Genomic DNA, 20736 nt, shown 5'->3' on the forward strand with positions numbered 1-20736 from the left:
ACGACAATGCAGACCAAAGAAAACCCCGTGACTGAAGGGCCTCTGCTGGAGGTGCGCAACATAAACAAATTCTACGGCAACTTTCACGCTCTTAAAGAGGTCTCAATGGGATTGAACAAGGGCGATATTAAGGTGATCTGTGGACCTTCCGGCTCGGGTAAGTCCACCTTGATCCGCTGCATGAACTTCCTTGAAGTACCTGAAGCTGGAGATGTTGTATTCAAAGGAGAGAAGGTTCAGGACACTGCCAAGGCGCTGCGAGATCTGCGCAGCCAGATGTGCATGGTGTTCCAGAGCTTCAACCTTTACCCACATTTGACAATTCTTGAGAATTGTACGCTTGCACCGATCTGGGTGAACAAGACCCCCCGCAAAGAAGCCGAAGAACAGGCCATGCATCACCTGGACCGGGTGAAAATTGCAGACCAAGCTTCAAAATATCCCAACCAGTTGTCAGGTGGGCAACAGCAACGTGTCGCAATCGCGCGCGGGTTGACAATGAACCCCGAAGTTATTCTGTTCGATGAACCTACTTCGGCCCTTGATCCCGAGATGATCAAAGAGGTGCTGGACGTCATGATTTCGCTCGGAAACTCGGGGCAAAGCATGATCTGTGTCACCCATGAAATGGGTTTTGCCCGCGAAGTGGCCGACAGTGTGACTTTCATGGCTGACGGCGAAATTGTTGAAACCGGCAAGCCTGACGAATTCTTCACCAATCCACAAACCGACCGCGCAAAGGATTTTCTGTCGCATGTGCTCTGAAATGACCAACAAAACTATTAACAAAATGTGGGGGGGGCGCTTTGAAAAGGGCCCTTCTGAAACCATGGAGGAGATCAACGCGTCCATCGGTTTTGACAAGCGCCTCTACAAACAGGACATCAGAGCGTCGCAGGTTCATGCCCAAATGCTAGGGCGTCAGGACATTATTTCGTCTGATGATGCACAGGCAATCACAAAGGGCCTGGATCAAGTTCGTGCTGAAATTGATGCTGGCGACTTCGAGTTCAAAACCGCACTCGAAGACATTCACATGAATGTCGAGGCACGGTTGACCGAACTCATCGGGCCAGCCGCCGGACGCTTGCACACGTCTCGTAGTCGCAATGATCAGGCTGTCACTGACGTGAAGCTTTGGCTGCGCGATGAAGTCGACACGCTTGATGCGCAACTGGTGCATCTCATCGAAGCTCTAATCGACAAGGCCGAGGAGAACTCTGACACGGCCATGCCGGGCTTCACCCATTTGCAGGTTGCTCAACCAGTTTCGTTTGGACACCACCTTTTGGCCTATGTTGAAATGATGGGTCGGGATCTTTCCCGATTACGGGATTGTCGAGCACGGCTGAACGAATGCCCGCTCGGGGCGGCTGCCCTTGCCGGATCTCCATATCCGATCGACCGGCACTGGACGGCCGAACAACTTGAGTTTGACCGTCCTACAGAAAACTCGATGGATTCCGTATCGGCTCGGGACCATATTGCTGAGTTTTTGTTCTTTGCATCCATGAACGCCGTGCATTTGTCTCGCCTGGCTGAAGAGCTGGTGAACTGGAATTCTGACGGGTTCAAATTCGTCAATCTAAGCGATGCATTCACATCAGGTTCTTCGATCATGCCGCAGAAGAAGAACCCGGATGCAGCCGAGCTTCTGCGGGCCAAACCTGGTCGCATCATCGGTTCACTCAACGCGCTACTGATTGTCATGAAAGGGCTTCCGCTGTCCTTCATGAAAGACATGCAGGAAGACAAGGAGCCGATGTTTGAGGCCGCCGACAGCATTTCGCTGTGCATTCGCGTAGCGACGGGTTTGATAAAAGATATGGAACCCTACAAAGACAATATGAAGAGCTTCCTGGACAAGGGTTTCGCAACGGCCACTGACTTGGCAGACTGGTTGGTTATCGAGTTGGATATCCCCTTCAGGCAGGCACACCATATCACCGGCGAAATCGTAGCCATTGGCGCCAAATCCGACCGAACGCTGTCGCAAATCAGCCTTGAAGAGCTTCAGGCTGTTGAACACAAAATCAACACCAGCATTTACGATGCGATTTCGAATGAAACCTCCCTTGCCGCACGCAAGTGCTTTGGTGGCACCGCACCGGAAAATGTACGTGAGGCCTGCGGGCGGGCGCGGAAACGGTTTTTGTCGGACCAGGGAGAATAAAGAGAAATGAAGTATATAGATATCCCAAACCAACCCCGTAACCGGGCCGTATCCCACGAAACGATGGAATGGCCTAAAGGCAAGAAAAGTGCGCTGTTTCTCAGCTTTGACTTTGATGCCGAAACCGGTTGGATTGATGAAAACCCTAATGATTGGCACAAGGAAGTTGCTGTTTCCCATGGCGGTTATGGCGCACGGGTCGGCGTCCGCAAGATCCTGGAACTATTGCAACAGCTGGAATTGAACGCGACCTTTTTTGTGCCGGGTTGGGTTGCCTTGGCGCATACCGAGGTTTGCGAGAACATCCTAATAGGCGGCCATGAAATCGGTCATCACGGGATGTACCATCTGCTGCCGTCAGCGGATGATAGAGACCGAGCTATCGAAGAAATCGACAAGGGCTTTGAGGCCTTGAAAAACCAGCTTGGGGTTCAACCGGTTGGCTATCGGGCTCCACTCGGTGAAAACAGCGGTGAGTTCCTAGATTATCTTTACAGCCGTGGCATTCGCTATTCCAGTTCCTGGCGCGACGATGTTCTTCCTTATCGCCATGTGTTGGAGAATGGATCACCGGCTCCGATTGAATTGCCTGCCAACTATTTCTTCGACGACTGGATGCACAGCATGATCAAAGGAAGCGGTCGTAACTTTGTCGCACCTGAATTGGTTCAGTCGATCTGGCGGGCGGAACTGGACGAAACTCATGATTGGGGCGCTCTGACGACGACGGTTTATCACCCACAGGTTTCTGGTCGGCCATCTCCACTTCGTACCCTACGGGAATTTCTGGGTTATGCGAAATCCAAGGATGACCTTTGGATTACAACAGGTGAGCGGATCGCGCGCCACGTGGAAACAACCCTCTGACGTTCTTATCCTCTGACCGGAGCAGTGCTCAGCAGACGACATGAACACTGTTCTTTAGGAAGCCCTAATAGTGTGTGATATGCAACAGAAAAACATACGTGTTATTGGCGCCCCGGTTGAAACCGGGGCAGGACGTCGTGGCTGCGTTATGGGGCCTAGTGCCCTCCGCTGCGCAGGTTTGATAGAGATGCCAGGCGAACTTGGCTACAATGCTGAGGATGCCGGGAATACAAAACCCGCGGAAATAGGCACGCTTGAGGATCCTTTTGGTGTCAAAAACCTAACTGAAACTGTGGCCTGGACTGTTGCGTTAGAGCAGGCATCCTACCGCGCTCTAAATGAGGATGCGTTTCCGATCTTTGCAGGCGGCGACCACAGCGTGTCCATGGGATCGGTAGCTGGCGCTACGCGTTACGCAGCTGAGCAAGGCAAACCCTTTTACATGCTTTGGCTTGATGCCCACCCGGATTTCCACCGCCTCAACACAACATCCAGCGGCAATCTTCATGGCTCGCCAGTGGCCTATGTCACCGGTCAAGAGAGCTTCTCGGGCAATTTCCCCGATCTCTCAGCTCCGGTACAACTTGAAAACATCTGCATGATGGGCATTCGTTCAGTTGATCCGGCGGAACATCATTTCCTTGTCAAACAAGGTGTCGAGGTCAACGACATGCGCCGTCTTGATGAAACCGGCGTTGCCAAACCTCTGAGGGCCTTCCTGAATCGGGTCCAGGAAAACGACGGTTTCGGGGTCTGATGCCGGAGGGGGCAAAACCCTACGTTAAGGGTCAAGCCGACGTTCATTCATAGTGCGGTGGATTCAACAGGAGAGCCCGTTGCAGAAGTTTAAAATTCTTTATGTCTGCAACCGCAGAGAATTGCTTTCTTGTAGTGGCAAAAAGTAGCGCTGCGCGGCGAAGAAGGAATGCGATCGCGAATTCGCACCTGGTCATAGAATACATGTGGGAACCGGTGCCCTATGCGGATTCAGTGACCGCCCTGCATCCAGGATTATGTTCGTCGATTACTGACTTGCGTCCCGCGGCGTATCAATGCTCACAGCCGGGCGACTGTCTCTGAAAACTTATCTCGTTTCAGAAGCTGCCCACGTCCGGCTTCGCCAATGATCTTGCCGTTCTCGAATACCACCTCGCCGCGCGAGAGGGTCATGCGCGGCCAGCCGGTGACTTCCCAGCCTTCGTAGGGATCCCAGTCGGCAGCCGTATGCATATCTTCGGCGCGAATGATCTTTTTGTAGTTAGGATCAAAAACGACGATATCCGCGTCTGATCCAACGGTGATTGTGCCTTTGCGCGGGTAAAGCCCGAACAGCTTTGCCGGGTTTGTCGCTGTTACCTCGACCATTCGGTTCAGGTTCAGCTTGTTCTTCAGAACGCCCTGCGAGTAAAGCATCGGAACCATGGTTTCCAAACCGGCCATGCCGGCCAGCATCTCATCGACTTTATCAGAGTTCTTTTTCTGGATGGCGGCCCATCCGTCATGGTCAGTGGCGATGGTCTGCAATACGCCGCTGTCGAGCGCCTGCCAGAGGATGTCCATTTGTTCGGATTCGCGAAGGGGTGGCCATCCGGTGTAGAGGTGCCCGTCCGGCCCGTCGAGTTTTTCACGCGAAAGGTGCAGGTAGCAGGGGCGGGTTTCGCCAAATACCATGTCGCCCTTGCCGCGTGCGCGATTGACGGCCTCGAGGCTTTCCTCACATGACAGATGCACCAGATATGAGGGGACTTCAGCCACCTGCGCCAGCCCGATCCCGCGCATCGCGGCAATGCCTTCGGAAATCTGCGGTCGCGAGTCGGCAAAATATTTGGCGCCGTATTTGCCTTCGGAATTGAACCGCTTGGCCAGATAGTTCAGACAACAGGCATCCTCCACATGCAGATTAACCATGCCGCCCGCGCGTCCGACCTCGGCCATCATTTCCATATACCCGTCGATGTGATGTTCGAACGTGCCCATCATGAAGATTTTGAAACTGGTGTGACCTTCTGAAATTGTGTCACGGATTTCCTGAATTGCAGCGTCATTGGGTTCGAAAATGGCGACATGAAACCCGTAGTCGATGATCGCCTTATCCTTGGCCATCTTGTGCCATTTCTCGATCGTCTGGCGCGGGGTCTCGCCGGGACCGGGAAGCGCATAATCGATGATGGTTGTCACACCGCCCGCAGCTGCGGTCGCGGTGCCGGTGTTGAAATCCTCGGCCGTGTGCATACCCTGAAACTCGCACTCCACATGGGTGTGCACGTCTACTGCGCCAGGCAAAAGAAAGAGCCCCGAGGCATCGATGGTTTTCGTCGCCGGACCCAGACCATGGCCGATCTGTTTGATCTTGCCGCCTTCGATGCCGATATCGGCGTGATAGGTATCGCCGCTGGTGACGATTGTGCCGTTCGAAATGACTAGATCCATGGGTTTGGCCTCCGTGTTATTGCGCGCCGCGATCAGGCTACCGCACGCGATTGTTCAAGCGTTTTTCTCCCCGTGAGCGGATGAACTCCCCTGCCAGAGCGATCAGAATATTGGCAACGACGATCAGCGTTGAAAGGGCATTGATTTTTGGGGACAAGTGATACCGATACTCTGCGAAAATCACTAATGGCAATGTCTGATCATGACCGCTGGCAAACCAGGTGAGCGTGTATTCCGAGAAACTGAGGATCATGCAGATCAACGCACCTGCCATGATCCCGTTCTTGATGAGCGGCAGCGTTACCTTTGTAAAGGTCCGCACGCGACCTGCGTAGAGATCAAGAGATGCCTCCTCCAGCGAACGGTCGAACCGCCAGAGCACCGACGAGATCACGATTACCGCAAAAGGCAGACAGAAAACGGCTTGCGCCAGAACCACCATTGTGAGGTTGCCGCTTTGATCCAGAAAATCCTGCAGCGTGGTAAAGCTGATGCCCAAGATCGTCCGTGGGATGATGATCGGCAGGAACAGGAGCGCGGCCAATAGAAACCGCATACGGAATTTGTAGCGAATGATCGCCAGCGCGCCCATTGTGCCCAACACAACCGACAGAATTGTCACGAAGAAGGCTACAATCAGGCTGTTCCACAGGGCGGTCAGGATGTTTTTATCCGTCAACACGACCGAGAACCAATCCAGCGTAAGGCCCGATATCGGGAAAACAATGAACGGTGAATCATTGAAGGCAAACAGAATCAGAACGATCACCGGAATATACATAAAAAGGTATACCGCGACGACGGCCATGATTTGGCTGATATTTGATCCGCGCAACATCATGCGCCTCCTCCTCCCAATCCGCGGGCGATCCACCTTTGTCGTGTTAACGTAAAAAGGAACAGGCTTACGATGACCGCAACGATCACCAGCAACAGCCATGCCATCGCAGACCCGAGAGGCCAGTTGAACGAGGCGCCAAATTGCGCGGTAATCACATTCATGATGGTCACACCCGAAGTGCCACCCAGAAGGTTCTGTGACAGGTATTCGCCAGTTACGGGAATAAAGACCAGCATTACCCCGGCAAATACCCCGGGGGAGGTGAGTGGTAGCATAATTTTGTTGAACGTGCGCGCCGTGCCTGCACCAAGATCATTACTGGCCTCGATCAATGACCGGTCCAAACCTTCGATATTGGCCCAGATTGGAAGGATCATGAAAGGCAGGTAGATGTAGATGATCGAGATCATCACACTGAAATTGGAAAACAGCAGGACTTCGATTGGTTCGGCTATGAGCCCGACTTCCAGCAATAATGTGTTCAGAACACCCTTGATACCCAGGATAATCCGCCAGGCGTAAACCCGGATCAGATCGCCGGTATAGAGCGGGATCAGCAGCCCCATGAGCATCAGGTTTTTCCAGCGCCCGCTGCGCCAGGCGATGAATTGCGCGGTTGGATAGGCAAAGATCAGCGTAATGACACAGGTAACAACAGCAAACACCAATGCCTTGATCGTTAACGAAATAAACAATCCACTGGTCAGTGCCTCGTGGTAGTTTTTCAGGGAGAACCCCGGTGTGATGCGAAAATTTTCCACCGTATAAAAACTGTAGACCAGCAGCACCAATAACGGGCAGATCGCGAAGATAAACACAAACAACGCGACCGGATACATGAACCATGGTGCGCGTCGGAACCTTTGGGTTTCGTCGGAAATGGCCATTACACGCCACCCTCGCTGTGCTCGACCAGCACCAGATCAGCGCTGTTAAACCCGAGTGTCACCGGCTTTCCGACCGCCAATGCCGAAGCGCCTTCGATACTGTGAACCGTCAGTTCCGGTCCGTCGTCGACCTGAGCCAGAAACTCAAATACCGTGCCCTTGAATACCCGGGCCGTCACTGTCGCGCTCACTTGATGTTCGGTGGTTTGCGCATGCGTGCCGATCGCGATCTTTTCGGGCCGAAGCGAAATCGCTTCGCCAGATTGGCCCGATGGGTTCTTCAATGTCACATCAAGCCCGAGAATCCGGATGTTCAGGTGATCGCCGGACGCATCAATTGCATCGACGGGAACAATATTTGAGCCACCCAGGAAATCCGCGACGAAATGCGTTGACGGTTGATTGTACATCGTGATCGGGTCGGCGATTTGCTCGATCACCGCGTGGTTCATGACGATGATCTCATCACTCATGGTCAACGCTTCTTCTTGATCATGGGTCACATAAACAAACGCGATCCCAAGCTCTTGCTGAAGGCGCTTCAACTCAATCTGCAAATGGTGCCGCAGCTTGAGATCCAATGCGCCGAGCGGTTCGTCCAGCAAAAGAATGTCCGGTTTGTTGACGAATGCGCGTGCAACGGCCACGCGCTGACGCTGTCCACCTGAAAGCTGGTCCGGATAACGGTCGCCAAAGCTGCTAAGATCAACCAGATCAAGTGCATCCTGAACTTCCTGTTTGATCTCGGCCTTTGGCAGTTTCCGGCTTTCCAGGCCATACGCGATGTTTTCCGCGACAGTCATGTGAGGGAACAGTGCGTAGGATTGAAAAACCGTGTTCACTTGTCGCTCGAACGGAGCTTTGCCCTGGATATCCTCGCCATTCAGAATAATGCGCCCGGCGTCGGGCTGCTCGAAGCCCGCTATCAGCCTCAAAGTGGTGGTCTTGCCGCAGCCACTTGGCCCCAGCAACGTGACGAAACTGCCAGCTTTGACGCGAAATGAGATATCATCTACCGCCGTTACATCACCGTACCGTTTGGTCAAATTCTCCAGTTCCAGAACGTATTCAGGTTTCACGCGCTACCTCGGTTCATTGCTCGGTGAGGGACTTGCCGAAAGAGGAAACGAGGCCGGACACGGAATCCGACCTCGTATCAGGTCAACTGGCCTTCACTTCGTCCCAGAGTTTGACCCAGCGATCATAGCCTGTCGGCTGCTGCCGCCAAAGGAAGGTATCCATCACGCTCAGGTCATCAAGGAACACGCGCTTCTTCTGCTCATCGGACAGGCGGTCCATTGCGGTATCGGCGCCACCCGCATAAGGCCCCTTCTCCGCAAGCGTTTCGATGAAATCAGCGCTCAGGATATAGTTGATGAAAGCTTCGCATGCGGCCATCTTCTCAGGATCGGTAACACCTGCGGTCACACAATTGTTGTCAGCCCAGCCGACGGCGCCCTCTTTCGGGATGGCAAGGCCGATCGGCATGCCCTGGCCCTGCAACTCGTAGACTGGCGGAACCCATGAATATGCCATCCAGATTTCGCCACTGGCCAGGAGATTTGTCACATCCGAAAGCGATGACCAATATGTGCGCACCAGTTTCTTCTGCGCCAGCAATGCCTTCTTGCACTCGGCGAGTTCCTTGTCATCCATCACCCAAAGGCGGTCGGGCGAAATGCCAACATGGAGCGCGGCGACTACAATGCTTTCAACCGCATAGTCCCAAAGGGCGATCTTGCCTGCATATTTTTCGTCGAAAAACGCGCTCCAGCTTTCCGGGTGGTCCATCTTATCAGTACGGTAAGCGACCGCGTTTATTCCCCAAGCCATCGGCAGGGCGTATACATTGCCGTCCGCGTCCTTGTTCCAGGATACCTTCTTGAAAGGCTCAAGAACCCGGGCTGCATTTGGAATATTGTCCAGGTTCAACGGGCTAAGAAGCCCGTTCTCGATGTAGATCGGGATGGTGTTCAGGCCGGGCGTGATAATGTCCCAGTCCCGCGTACCGCCGGCCATCATCTTGGCCAGGAGTTCATCATCGTTGGATATCTGCCCGAAGTTGAAATCGAAACCCGTCTTTTCGCGGAACGGCTCCATATAATAGCCTTGGGTGTAGTTTTCCCAGGTCAACCAATTCAAAGTGCCAGACGCCGCAAGAAGCTTGGTCGGCAATCCCCCCAGCATACCAGCTCCGAGCGCTGCAGTTCCGCCGCGTTTGAGAAAACTGCGCCGCCCCAAGGTTTTAAATGTGTTTGACATTTTGCCCTCCATGTTTGCGTGCCATTCGGCCATTCATTTTTCATTGGATTTTTTTTGCGTTGATACGACACTAACACATGTGTTACATTTGTTTCAAATGAAAAATCCATTATTTACATTCGTAATATTCGATCAGGTGGCGCTTGCCGCTCTTCGAGATGGATGCAGCGCAATGATAGAGAGGGTTCATGACAGATATTGATCAAGTCATTTCCGCGCTCGTCAAATCACGAGGCGCTATGGGCAAGCAGCTAAGGCGGGCAGCCGATTACGTGCTGGAAAATCCCGATCGTGTTGCCACCCAGTCCATGCGACGTCTGGCCGCTGACGCTGGTGTCACTGCGCCCACCATGTCCAGGGTGGCCAAGACCGTTGGTTTCAGCAGCTATGAGGATTTCCGCAATCTGTACCGCAACGGGTACCATCAGATAGCCCACAACTTTGGGGATCGCGCGCTGAAGCTGCAGGGCCTACACGGGGAATCTGATGGTCATATGCTCTGGCAATCTCTGCTGGAAGCCAACAATGCCCACCTGCAATTGCTTCTTGAAGGCACGCGCGGGCTTCAGATTGAAAAGGCAGCATCGGCAATCCTATCCGCGCGCAGAGTCTTTGTGACCGGCATGCAAAGTTCGTTCGCGTTTGCGACCTACCTGCATTACATCGGTGGCCTTGCATTTCCGAACTGGACGCTGATTTCGGGACGCGGCAGCACCTTGGCGGACGAAACCTCTGCTTTGTCCGACAAAGATGTGGTTATCGTAATTTCATTCGCGCCTTATGCGCGGGATGCAGTCCGGCTGGCTGAACTGGCAGTGCAGCGCGGTGCCTCGGTCATCGCCATCACCGATGAGTTGACATCACCGCTCGCCGCATTGGCCGATGACCTATTCGTCGTGCCCAGTGATAGCCCCCAGTACTTCAGTTCTTATGTAGCAACTACGGCCCTTATCGAAGCTCTGGTTGCCAACCTGGTGAGCCAGAGCGGCGAAGAAGTCGTGGACAGAATAAAAAATATCGAAGCCACCAGAGAAACCTTTTCCGACTACTGGTCAGAGGACAATTAAAGGATGGGCATGAAATGAGACTGTCATTGCTCGCATGTCAGATCACGGTGCCGCCGATGATAACTCAGCAGGAAAAATCCGATCATGTAAACCGTGTTTCCAACCTTGTGAACGCCGCCCTCATTGACACAACTGTCGACGCAATCGTCCTGCCCGAGCTTGCAAATCTCGACTACTCACGCGCCACATTCGAACAGCTTGAACAGCTGGCAGAACCTCTGGACGGGCCGACATGCGCCGCCTATGCATCAATGGCACGCCGCCATAATGCCCATGTCATCGGTGGATTTGCACGAAAATCCGGAAACGATTTTTTTATCTCACAGGTCGTTTTTGGGTGCGATGGGCAACTGGTCGGGACGTACGACAAAATCCATGTAGCGCAATACGGTGCGTCGATGGAGAAAGAGTATTTTGCGCGCGGACGGCAATTGCTGGTTTTTGAAATCAAAGGCATTCGCGTCGCTCCCATCATTTGCTACGACATTCGAATTCCCGAACTGTTTCGAACGCTTTGCGTTGATCGCGGGGTTCAATGCGTTCTGCATTGCGGCGCCTATGCGCGCGACGAATCCTTCTTCAGCTGGAAACACTTTGCGGTGACCCGAGCGATGGAAAACCAGATATTTCTGCTTAGTCTCAACCGGGCGGGAGATTTCTTTGGTGAGTCCATTCTTTGCCCGCCCTGGGTGGACGAAAACAATCGGGAATCCGTTTTCCCGTCCACAGAAGTACTACGGCATGTTGAACTCGATATGACGCTATTGGACCAAATCCGTGAAAAATATCCGTTCCTGCACGACCGCCTCGATGACTACAAATCGCTGCCGGTGGCAAGCCACATCAAAACGTAGACATCGCCTGGGCACCTGACCTGAATCAAATCGCTAAGAAAAGGCCTACAAATGGCGCATTCCCTTCCCTCTCACGCATCTGTGGTTGTCATCGGCGGTGGTATCATGGGGTGCTCAACACTCTATCACCTTGCCAAGATGGGAGTGTCCGATGCAATTTTGCTGGAACGCAACAAGCTCACCTCCGGCACAACCTGGCATTCTGCGGCACAGGTTCGCGCACTGCGCCATTCGCAGAACCTGACCCGGATGATCCAGTATTCGGTCGACCTGTATTCGCAGCTGGAACAGGAAACCGGCCAGAATGTCGGCTGGATTCAGAAGGGCAGCCTGTCCATCGCCACATCCGAAGGGCGGCTGACTCATATCCAGCGGCAAGAGGCGCTGGCCCATGCCTATGGGGTCGAGGCTTATTCGATCAGCACAGGCGAAGCCACGGAGCGCTGGCCGTTGATGAATGCCGAGGATGTGATCGGCGCGGTCTGGTCGCCGGATGACGGGCGCGTCAGCCCCTCCGATGTCTGCGCAGCTCTGATTAAGGCGGCCAAAGGGCTGGGCACCAAACTGTTCGAAAACACCGGAGTCACCGGCATTCTTACGGAAAACGGGCGCATCAAGGGGGTTGAGACCACACAGGGGACGATCACCTGCGATGCGATTGCGCTGTGTACCGGTCTATGGTCGCGCGAACTGTGCGCCATGGCTGGGGCCGAAGTGCCAGTTCAGGCGTGCGAGCATTTCTACCTGCTGACCAAGCCGATCGACGGCATCGTGGGCAACACGCCAACGTTGAGCGATCATGACAGCCACCTTTACATTCGCGACGATTCCGGCGGTCTGCTGGTCGGCTGCTTTGAGCCGATGGGCAAAGCCGTTCCTCCGGGCATTCTGGACGAGAACTTTGAATTCAGCCTGCTGCCCGAGGACTGGGATCATTTCGAACCGATGATGATGAACGCGCTGAATCGTCTGCCCGCTCTGGAAACCGCAGAAGTCAAGATGCTGCTGAACGGACCCGAAAGCTTTACCCCCGACGGGATGTTCATGCTGGGCGAAACCGCCGAAACGCGGGGACTCTTTCTGGGCTGTGGCCTGAACTCGGTTGGCATCGCCTCGGGCGGTGGGGCCGGAATGAACCTGGCCCATTGCATCGTGCATGGTCACACTGCCTATGATCTGGGGGAAACCGATGCCAAGAGGTTTGCACCGGTGTTCAATTCGCTTGATCACCTGATGGCGCGGGCGCCGGAAATCCTGGGCACTCATTACGAGATCGCTTATCCGGGTCGCCAGCTCTCAACGGCGCGGAGCCTGCGCGCCCTGCCGCTTGAGCTTGAATACAAGGCGGCAGGAGCGCATTTCGGTCAGTTCTATGGATGGGAGCGCCCGCTTTTTTTCAACAAAACCACCGAGCCCGAGATGAAGTTTGGCAAGCCGGACTGGTTCGACAACGTGGCGTCCGAAGTGAAGGCTGCGCATGAACAGGCGGCCATTTTCGACGCCTCCTCCTTTGGCAAGATCGAGATTCAGGGCCCGGATGCTGAGGCGTTCCTGCAGTACACCTGTGCCTCAAACATGGACAAAGCCCCCGGCAGCGCAATCTATACCGCCGTTCTGAATGAACGCGGCACTTACGAATCCGACATCACCGCGCACCGAATTGCCGAGGACCACTATCGCCTGTTCGTAGGAACCAACGCTATCAAGCGCGATCTGGCCTGGTTCCGCCGCCATTCAGAGGAATTCGATGTGGCGCTGACCGACAGTACCGAGAATTATGCGGTCCTGGGGTTGATGGGTCCGGAAGCCGCGCGCATCGTGTCTGAGACCGGCGCTCCCGAGCTGACCGAGTTAGGCTATTTTAAGGTTGGCCCCGCACATATCGCCGGTTGCCATGTCCGCGCGATACGTATGTCTTACGTGGGCGAGGCCGGTTGGGAAATCACCATGAAGGCGGAGAACGCCAAAACGGTCTATGCCGCGCTGGTGCAGGCCGGGGCGACACCGGCGGGAATGTATGCCCAAACTTCAATGCGGATCGAAAAGGGTTTTGCGGCCATGGGGCATGAGTTGGACAGCGATATTTCGCCCATCGAAGCCGGGCTGGACATGCTGGTGTCCAAAAGGAAGACTTTCGTCGGCTCGGATGCGCTGGCTGACCGTCGTAAGACTGCAAAGCGCCGCCTGGTCACGGTCATTGTCGATGATGAGGCCGCCGTGCCGCTGGGGCAAGAGCCGATTTATGCCAAAGACAAAATCATCGGCCACACCACTTCAACCGGTTTTGGGTACCGGATTGGCAAGCCGGTAGCGTTGGCCCATGTGCATCTGGAAAACGTCGACGGCGCCGCAGTAGAACTGGACATCGCAGGCCAGCGCTTTGCCGCCACGTTGCAACTGGCCTGTGCCTATGACCCTGCAGGAACCCGAATGAAAGGCTGATCCAATGCCATTGCCTTATGTTCTGGTATCCACGACCGGGTCCCGCAAAACTCCGTGCGATCATCATGCCTTGCCCATCACCACGGGCGGGATTGTTGCCGAAGCGCAGGCCTGTTTCGCGGCCGGAGCCAATGGCATCCATCTGCATGTCCGGGATAGTGATGGCCAGCACTCGCTGGATCCAGGCCGGTACCGCGAAACCATGATTGAATTGGCGCGAATTGCCCCCCGCCTCGAAGTGCAAATCACGACCGAAGCCGGGGGGCATTTCGACGTCGAAACCCAACTGGTCTGTTTGCAACAGGTTGCGCCGGAATGGGCCTCGATTTCAGTCCGCGAGATCAATCGCGATCCGGCGTTGGCCAATCGAATTTACGCCGTATGTGCCGATCAGGGTACACGCGTGCAGCATATCCTTTTCGATGCAGAAGACGAGGCGCTGCTGGATCGTTGGCAGGCAGATGACACCGTGCGCGCGGGTCAGACAGACCGGCTGCTGGTTCTGGGCCGCTATTCTACGGGGCAACGGGCCACACCCGCTGATCTGTCAGGTTTTGGCACTCCCGAGAAACAGAACTGCACCTGGATGGCCTGTGCCTTTGGAGCGCGCGAACATGACTGCCTTGAGCAAGCGGCCCACCAAGGCGGAGACGTACGGGTCGGATTTGAAAACAGCACGACACAATCAGACGGCACCCCATGGGTAGACAATGCCGCCTCGGTCGCCGCGCTGGTTGCCAGGCTGAAAGGAAACACCGCATGAGCCATGTTTTTCCTCGCCACACCAAGTCGGACTTGCCAGTCGCTGCGGCTGGCGACGGACCGTATCTGATCGACACCAACGGAAAGCGTTATCTGGATTTCGGCGACGCTGCCGTATCCTGCCTCGGCCATTCCGATGCAGCGGTGATCAAGGCGGTGCAGGATCAGGTTGCGCAGGTCGCCTTTGCACATTCGGGCTTCATGACCTCGCAACCAGCCGAGGCGCTGGCCGACCTTCTGATCAAACATGCGCCAGGGGATCTGGACCGGGTGTATTTCGTCTCGGGTGGGTCCGAGGCAACGGAAAGCGCCATCAAACTGGCCCGTCAGTATTTCCTTGAAATCGACCAGCCAGAGCGACGCCGTATCATCGCGCGCAAGCAAAGCTACCACGGCAACACCTTGGGGGCGCTTTCCGCAGGCGGCAATGAATGGCGGCGGACCCAATTCGCCCCTCTTTTGATTGAGATGAGCCATATTGCACCCTGCTACGAATATGTCGGCAGGGAAGACGGCGAAAGCAGCTTTGACTATGGCCAGCGCATGGCCAACGAGCTAGAGGCCGAAATCCTGCGGCTTGGGTCTGACACCGTAATGGCCTTCATGGCCGAGCCGGTGGTGGGCGCAACCCTGGGCGCCGTGCCCGCCGTTGATGGCTATTTCAAGCGCATCCGTGAGATCTGCGATCAATATGGGGTGCTCTTGATCTTGGATGAGGTCATGTGCGGCATGGGCCGCACCGGGTATCTGTTCGCCTGCGATCATGACGGGATCGCCCCCGATATCCTATGCATTGCCAAGGGGTTGGGCGCGGGCTATCAGCCGATCGGTGCGATGCTGTGCAGCAAGGCGATCTATAAGGCCATCGAAGACGGCTCAGGCTTTTTCCAGCACGGTCACACCTATCTGGGTCACCCGGTCGCCACGGCAGCGGCACTGAGCGTGGTGAGCGAATTGACCAGCCGAGATCTGCCTGCCCGGGCGAATGCGATGGGGGACAGGCTGCAATCAGCACTTGAAACCGCCTTTGGTCAGCATCCCCATATCGGCGATATCCGCGGGCGCGGTCTGTTTCGCGGTATCGAAATCGTCGAGGATCGCGACAGTAAAAAGCCCTTCGACCCCACGCTGGGGCTGGCCGCGCGTATCAAGAAAACCGCGCTGGCCAATGGATTGATCTGTTATCCCATGGGGGGAACCAGAGATGGACGGGTAGGGGATCATATCCTGCTGGCCCCACCCTTCATCATCGGCGACGACCATATTGACGAAATGGTCGAGAAACTGTCGATTTCCATCGACACAGCGCTTTTGGTCTTGAAAACCCAGCTTAGTTAGGGCGATCGTTTTTACCATATGTGCGATTTTGATCGCAGACATGCACACTGACAACCGAATGTTTGTCCTGCTCCTCAATGATCGAAGCCGATCACAGCAAATGGCTGGTTTGAAATCGGACAAAAGCAGATCAGATAAAGGACCACTTGGGTGAAACCTGTTGCACTTGCGAACCTTTCGCGCCGCAGGGGCTAGTGCTTTTCGCATCAGCACAAGCCGTATCAGAAAAAGGCGGCAAAACATCGAGTTTTTTAGTTCATGTTGTGTGCAGCGAAAATTGCAAATTATCTTATGATACGATTTCGCCCTGAGCCGGTTTCGACCCCTATAGAGATCAAAGTCAGACCGAATCAGGTCTCCGTATTCGCGAATGTCATTGGCATCGGTCGGCACGAAGGGCCGTTCCGGCGCGTAGCAACTTTGTGCCACCGCAACCCCTGGAAGCCATATGAACAAAAATACAGCAATATAGCAGATACTGGTGATCTGTTTGCGCATAGGTAAAGACCTTCGATGCTTGAGGAAAGCCGCTAGCCATGCGTAATAATGGCGTCGAGCGAAAGCTTGCGCAAGACAAAACCGCATCTTGCATGCAGAACAGTATTATTGTAATCATGGCGCATCGGACCCATTTGCTCCGGTGCGCCCAAAGACGAAAGAGCGCGCCGTGGCGATAGATTTACAAAAAGAAGCGCCAAATGTGGTTACAGAAGCGGGATTCAAGAAGCTCGTTGAATCCGGATACAGCGTCGAAGTGGTGTGCAAGCAGGATGCCTATCGGAAGAACTCCGTCTGGCATGGCATCTGGCTGTTGCGTGCCGTCAACGAAGAAGGTGTCGAGAAAGAGCTCGTCACCGCGCGTGCCCGTCCCGATGGCGACTTCATTCAGCTCAGAGTCTTCAAGACTGTCACGGGCCTCACCTCTTTCCTCATCGATCTCGGTTTCTCGGTGGTGGCCTTCCCGGTCTACGAAGGACAGCGCTGGACATATACTTTGGCAGATACGCCCGACGACGACAGCGACGGCTAGCGCCGTCCTTCTGCTGCTTGCGGCACATGCCGCACCGGCGCAAATGGTCTTAACGATGGAAAGCAACGGATCGCTTTCCCCTTCTCGCTCCCAAGACAGTTTTGCCCGCAACTACAATGACGGGGTCGGTCAGGGCGATCCTGACGCGCCGCTGCATATCTTTGGAAACGGCGCTAAGTCCGCGCTTGAGTCGGGCGATGGCACGTTCCGCATCGCAGTGGTCGCCCCACGCATCGCGGTCCCGCGCCCGGACATCCTCGCTGCTATAGACGAGACGGCGCTCCGCTATGCCGGGCATCAGGGTTTGCGTACATCCGGCCTTTCGGTGACAGAGTGGCACCTCCTCTTTCGCGCCAACATCGAAATCGAAAGCGCATACAATCCCAATGCCCGGTCGCGGGTCGGTGCTATCGGCCTCGGACAGCTCATGCCGGGAACCGCAGAGATGCTCGGCGTCGATCCCTCTGACTGGCGGGCCAATCTCGATGGCTCGGCACGCTATCTCGCCGCACAACTCGAGACCTTCCGGGACACGCGACTCGCGCTGGCGGCCTACAACGCCGGACCCGACGCCGTCCGCGAGCATGATGGCATTCCCCCATATCGAGAAACGCAAAACCACGTTCAGCGGGTGCTGGCCGTGTTCAAAAGGCTTGAAGGAGAAAACCCATGAGGCCCCTACCCCTAATTCTGACCGTGCTGACGGTCCTCGTCATGCTGGCCGAGCCCGCTATGGCCCAATCGATTGATCTGTCACCGATCCAAGAACTCCTGCAAGGCATCGTCGATGCCCTCACAGGCCCGCTTGGGGTCGTCATCGCCACGCTTGCTGTGATCGGCGTGTTTCTCAGCTGGTTCTTCAACATTATCGACCTGCGCCAGGCGCTCTGGGTGCTTGTCGGCATAGCTGGTGTCGCTGCAGCGCCCACGATTGTGGCGGCGGTCTTCAGCTGACAGGATCGAGACGTGGCGGAACGATCCCCTCTCTTTCTCGGCCTTGTGCGCCCGCCGAAACTCTTCGGCCTGCCGATCATGTATGCCGTGGTCTGGCTCTTTGGCTCCGTTCTCTTGTTCGTCTGGATCCAGAGCTTCATCGTCCTTGGCATCGCGGCGGTTCTCTATCCGCTCCTCTGGAAGGCCGCGGATTGGGACCCGCGCTTTATCGATGTCGCGATGACCACGCTTCAGGAAACCCCGCCCACCCGAAACCGCAAAATCCATGGGGGAGACAGCTATGCCCCGTGATGACGTCAGCGGACGCGGCGAGCGTGATGAGCGCACGCTGATGCCAAAATGGTATCAGCAAGAAAAACACCTCGCACATATGCTGCCCTATGTCAGTCTCGTCGATGATCGCACGGTCCGCACCCGGGCGAACGAGCTCTTCCAATGCGTCCGGATCACGGGGGTCAACAGCTACACGAAAGATGACGAATATCTTGACAAGCTGCGCGCGCTCTTCGCCCGGATCGTCGCGCAGCTCGGCGAAGAGTTTTCCTATTACGTCCACAAGGTCTCGAAGGGCATCAAGGTCGATCTCGAACCTGTCGGAGGCGACAATTTCGCGGCGATTGTAGACGCGCAGTGGCGCAAAAAGATGGAAGACAGCGGGCTTCGGGACAAGACGCTCACGCTCACCGTCATCCACCGCCCGCGGAACAAGAGCTTCCTCAGCTTCATGCGGAGCCCCTCCCCCGAACGGCTCAAAGACGAGACAGCGAAGCGGCTGCGTCGGTTGAATGAAGCCGTCGGGATCTTCACATCCGGTCTGACGGAGCTGAGGCCGTCCGTGCTCTCGGCCGAGACCGGGGATCTCGTGGGCTTCCTAGGTGCCTTGAACACCGGCCAGGAGCGCCCGCTCTACCATACCTCGCAGTTCGGCTTCCTGGCCTCCTCGGCTGCGAATACGCGCGTGACCTTCTTCGGGGATCATTTCGAACTGAGCGAGGGCGTCGCGGGCCGTCGGTATGGCAAGAGCTACTCGATCAAGGATTACTCCGAGCAAACAAGCTGCACGATGTTCGACACGCTCAACCTGCCCGTCGACATGATCGTCACACACTCCTTCACGCCTGTGAACACGAACATGACGATCTCGCGTATCAAGCGGCAGATGAAACAGATGCAGGCTGCCGATGATGCCGCTGTCTCGCTCCGGGAAAACCTTTCCTTCCTTGCTGACGATCTCGAAGCCAAACGCGCCAGCATGGGCGATCACCACATGGTGGTCACTGTCTTTGCCGAAACGCTCGACGCCCTGGAAACCCTCGGCGCCGAGATCGTCAATGCTGCGGCCTCCGAAGGCGTGACCATGGTCAGCGACCGCTTCGGGGCCAACACGCATTACTTCAGCCAGCATCCGGGCAATCAGCCCAAGCGCCTGCGCCCAAGCACGATCACAAACCGCAATTTCGCGGATTTCGCGGCCTTCCACCACACGCAGCTTGGCAAGTATGGCGACGGGGTGCCCTGGGGCAAGGTGATCTCGCTCTTTCCCACGCCGGAGAAGAGCGCCTATCGCTTTTCGTTCCACGAAGCGGGATTACCCGAGAAAGAACCCACCAGTGGACACACGCTGATCATGGGCCGTCCCGGCTCCGGAAAATCGGTTTTGGCGGCCTTCTTGATGACGCAAGCCAAGCGCGCCAGGGCACGGGTCTTCGTCTTCGACTATCGCCAAGGCATGGAAATGGCCGTGCGCGCCAATGGCGGGCGCTACACCACCATCCAGGGCGGCATGCCCACGGGTCTCAACCCGCTCTGGACCGAGACCGACAGCCGCGGGATCGCCTGGCTTGCGGACTGGTTCGGCTCGCTGCTCCACCGCGAAGACAAGCCGCTGACCCCTGCCCAGACCAACCGGATCATGGAATGCGTGCGCCAGAACGCCCAGGCCACCGACCCGGGTCTCCGGGATTGGCAGAACTTCGCCTCGCTCTTCATGTCCATGGATGACGAGGGGGATCTGAACCAGCGCGTCCTCGAATGGGCCGAGAAAGGCCGGTTTGGCTGGATCTTCGGCCATAGTCTCGAAGATACCTTCTCGCTTGATGGCGACATGGTCGGCTTCGACCTCACCGGCATCCTCGACAGCGAAAGCGACAAGGAACGCATGGCGGTCTTGAGCTATCTCTTTCGCCGGATCGAGCGGAAGATCGAAGACCGCCGCCCCACGTTCATCCTCATCGACGAGGCCTGGAAGGCCCTCGACAACGCGTATTTCGCCGAGCGGCTATCGCAATGGCTCGTGACGGCCCGAAAACAGAACACAGTCGCCGTGATGATGACCCAGTACGCGAGCCAACTTGAGCGCACGCGCACCGGCAAGACCATCGTCGAGGCCGTGCCAACCCAAGTGCTGCTGCCGAACATCCGGGCCAATGCGTCGGACTACCAGATGCTCAATCTCTACCAGAAGGAGCTCGATACGCTGCTGAACACCGGCACGAATTCCCGGCTCGCGCTCATCCGCGATGACCAGGGCTCGGTGGTCGTCGATGCTGACCTGAGCGCCCTCGGGCCCAACCTCACAATCCTTGGCGGCATGGAAGCAGGCGAAAAACTCGTCGGCACCGAATACCGTGACCGACCCGATTTCTGGAGGCTCCAGCCATGAAGACATTTTCGCTTGCCCTGCTCATTTGCGCGCTGGCCGCCTGTTCCAACTACCGCGAACCGAAAGCGAACTGCTTTGCTTTCGTCTCTCAGGGCCCTGCCCCGCTCGACTGTGACTTCGAGGCGCTTGGCGGTGCAGATTACGAGGACATTGCCAATGAGTAAGCG

20 protein-coding genes are annotated in these 20736 nt (G+C 55.9%); 15 read left to right on the forward strand and 5 right to left on the reverse strand.

Annotated elements, in window-relative coordinates; genetic code table 11:
- The first annotated feature begins 6 nt into the window (after window positions 1-6).
- The 4 genes from V6N02_RS18335 (at window position 7) to V6N02_RS18350 (ending at window position 3797) form a co-directional block, all read left to right on the forward strand.
- The gene (locus V6N02_RS18335) at window positions 7-765 is read left to right on the forward strand and encodes an amino acid ABC transporter ATP-binding protein (RefSeq protein WP_371227972.1); all 759 of its coding nucleotides are present in this window, start codon (window positions 7-9) and stop codon (window positions 763-765) included.
- Window position 766: 1 nt separating this feature from the next.
- Window positions 767-2173, forward strand: a complete 1407-nt coding sequence (gene argH / locus V6N02_RS18340) for an argininosuccinate lyase (protein WP_371227974.1) — start codon at window positions 767-769, stop codon at window positions 2171-2173.
- 6 nt (window positions 2174-2179) lie between these two features.
- A complete protein-coding gene (locus V6N02_RS18345; RefSeq protein ID WP_371227976.1) occupies window positions 2180-3040 on the forward strand; it encodes a polysaccharide deacetylase family protein in 861 nt (286 codons plus the stop codon).
- A gap of 79 nt (window positions 3041-3119) precedes the next feature.
- Window positions 3120-3797 (forward strand): arginase family protein, encoded by a 678-nt coding sequence (locus V6N02_RS18350; RefSeq protein ID WP_371227978.1) that lies wholly within the window; start codon window positions 3120-3122, stop codon window positions 3795-3797.
- Window positions 3798-4096: 299 nt separating this feature from the next.
- Here the strand turns inward: V6N02_RS18350 and hydA are convergent, their stop codons facing one another.
- The 5 genes from hydA to V6N02_RS18375 all read right to left on the reverse strand — a co-directional run bounded on the left by hydA (window position 4097) and on the right by V6N02_RS18375 (window position 9460).
- Window positions 4097-5521, reverse strand: coding sequence for a dihydropyrimidinase (hydA, locus tag V6N02_RS18355; RefSeq protein WP_371228187.1), 1425 nt, complete (start codon window positions 5519-5521; stop codon window positions 4097-4099).
- Complete coding sequence (locus V6N02_RS18360; protein WP_371227980.1) at window positions 5508-6308, reverse strand: ABC transporter permease; 801 nt, start codon at window positions 6306-6308, stop codon at window positions 5508-5510. The genes hydA and V6N02_RS18360 overlap by 14 nt, the downstream gene beginning before the upstream one ends.
- Window positions 6308-7198, reverse strand: coding sequence for an ABC transporter permease (locus V6N02_RS18365; protein WP_371227982.1), 891 nt, complete (start codon window positions 7196-7198; stop codon window positions 6308-6310). Before V6N02_RS18365 ends, V6N02_RS18360 begins: the two co-directional genes overlap by 1 nt.
- Entirely contained in the window at window positions 7198-8277 is a 1080-nt protein-coding gene (locus V6N02_RS18370; RefSeq protein WP_371227984.1) for an ABC transporter ATP-binding protein, read from the reverse strand. Before V6N02_RS18370 ends, V6N02_RS18365 begins: the two co-directional genes overlap by 1 nt.
- Before the next feature lie 82 nt (window positions 8278-8359).
- Window positions 8360-9460, reverse strand: coding sequence for an ABC transporter substrate-binding protein (locus V6N02_RS18375; protein WP_371227986.1), 1101 nt, complete (start codon window positions 9458-9460; stop codon window positions 8360-8362).
- A gap of 188 nt (window positions 9461-9648) precedes the next feature.
- Between V6N02_RS18375 and V6N02_RS18380 the strand changes: the two genes are divergently transcribed.
- The 11 genes from V6N02_RS18380 to V6N02_RS18430 all read left to right on the forward strand — a co-directional run bounded on the left by V6N02_RS18380 (window position 9649) and on the right by V6N02_RS18430 (window position 20733).
- Window positions 9649-10527: a MurR/RpiR family transcriptional regulator gene (locus V6N02_RS18380; protein WP_371227988.1), complete on the forward strand. Its 879-nt coding sequence runs from the start codon at window positions 9649-9651 to the stop codon at window positions 10525-10527.
- 14 nt (window positions 10528-10541) lie between these two features.
- Entirely contained in the window at window positions 10542-11381 is an 840-nt protein-coding gene (locus V6N02_RS18385) for a carbon-nitrogen hydrolase family protein (RefSeq protein ID WP_371227990.1), read from the forward strand.
- Between the two features lie 51 nt (window positions 11382-11432).
- Complete coding sequence (locus V6N02_RS18390) at window positions 11433-13823, forward strand: GcvT family protein (protein ID WP_371227992.1); 2391 nt, start codon at window positions 11433-11435, stop codon at window positions 13821-13823.
- A 4-nt stretch (window positions 13824-13827) separates the two neighbouring features.
- The gene (locus V6N02_RS18395; RefSeq protein ID WP_371227994.1) at window positions 13828-14586 is read left to right on the forward strand and encodes a beta-keto acid cleavage family enzyme; all 759 of its coding nucleotides are present in this window, start codon (window positions 13828-13830) and stop codon (window positions 14584-14586) included.
- Window positions 14583-15923 carry an aspartate aminotransferase family protein gene (locus tag V6N02_RS18400; protein WP_371227996.1) on the forward strand — a complete coding sequence of 447 codons (1341 nt, stop codon included), beginning with the start codon at window positions 14583-14585 and terminating at the stop codon, window positions 15921-15923. Before V6N02_RS18395 ends, V6N02_RS18400 begins: the two co-directional genes overlap by 4 nt.
- A gap of 667 nt (window positions 15924-16590) precedes the next feature.
- Window positions 16591-16953, forward strand: a complete 363-nt coding sequence (locus tag V6N02_RS18405) for a hypothetical protein (RefSeq protein ID WP_371227998.1) — start codon at window positions 16591-16593, stop codon at window positions 16951-16953.
- A 43-nt stretch (window positions 16954-16996) separates the two neighbouring features.
- On the forward strand, window positions 16997-17626 hold the full coding sequence (locus tag V6N02_RS18410; protein WP_371228000.1) for a lytic transglycosylase domain-containing protein: 630 nt from the start codon (window positions 16997-16999) through the stop codon (window positions 17624-17626).
- Window positions 17623-17907: a TrbC/VirB2 family type IV secretion system protein gene (locus tag V6N02_RS18415; RefSeq protein ID WP_371228002.1), complete on the forward strand. Its 285-nt coding sequence runs from the start codon at window positions 17623-17625 to the stop codon at window positions 17905-17907. Before V6N02_RS18410 ends, V6N02_RS18415 begins: the two co-directional genes overlap by 4 nt.
- A 12-nt stretch (window positions 17908-17919) precedes the next feature.
- On the forward strand, window positions 17920-18198 hold the full coding sequence (locus V6N02_RS18420) for a VirB3 family type IV secretion system protein (RefSeq protein ID WP_371228004.1): 279 nt from the start codon (window positions 17920-17922) through the stop codon (window positions 18196-18198).
- Complete coding sequence (locus tag V6N02_RS18425) at window positions 18188-20569, forward strand: VirB4 family type IV secretion/conjugal transfer ATPase (protein WP_371228006.1); 2382 nt, start codon at window positions 18188-18190, stop codon at window positions 20567-20569. Before V6N02_RS18420 ends, V6N02_RS18425 begins: the two co-directional genes overlap by 11 nt.
- Entirely contained in the window at window positions 20566-20733 is a 168-nt protein-coding gene (locus tag V6N02_RS18430; RefSeq protein WP_371228008.1) for a hypothetical protein, read from the forward strand. Before V6N02_RS18425 ends, V6N02_RS18430 begins: the two co-directional genes overlap by 4 nt.
- The last annotated feature ends 3 nt before the right edge of the window (window positions 20734-20736 follow it).

This window comes from Roseovarius conchicola (genome assembly GCF_041403425.1).
Classification (GTDB): Bacteria; Pseudomonadota; Alphaproteobacteria; order Rhodobacterales; family Rhodobacteraceae; genus Roseovarius; species Roseovarius conchicola.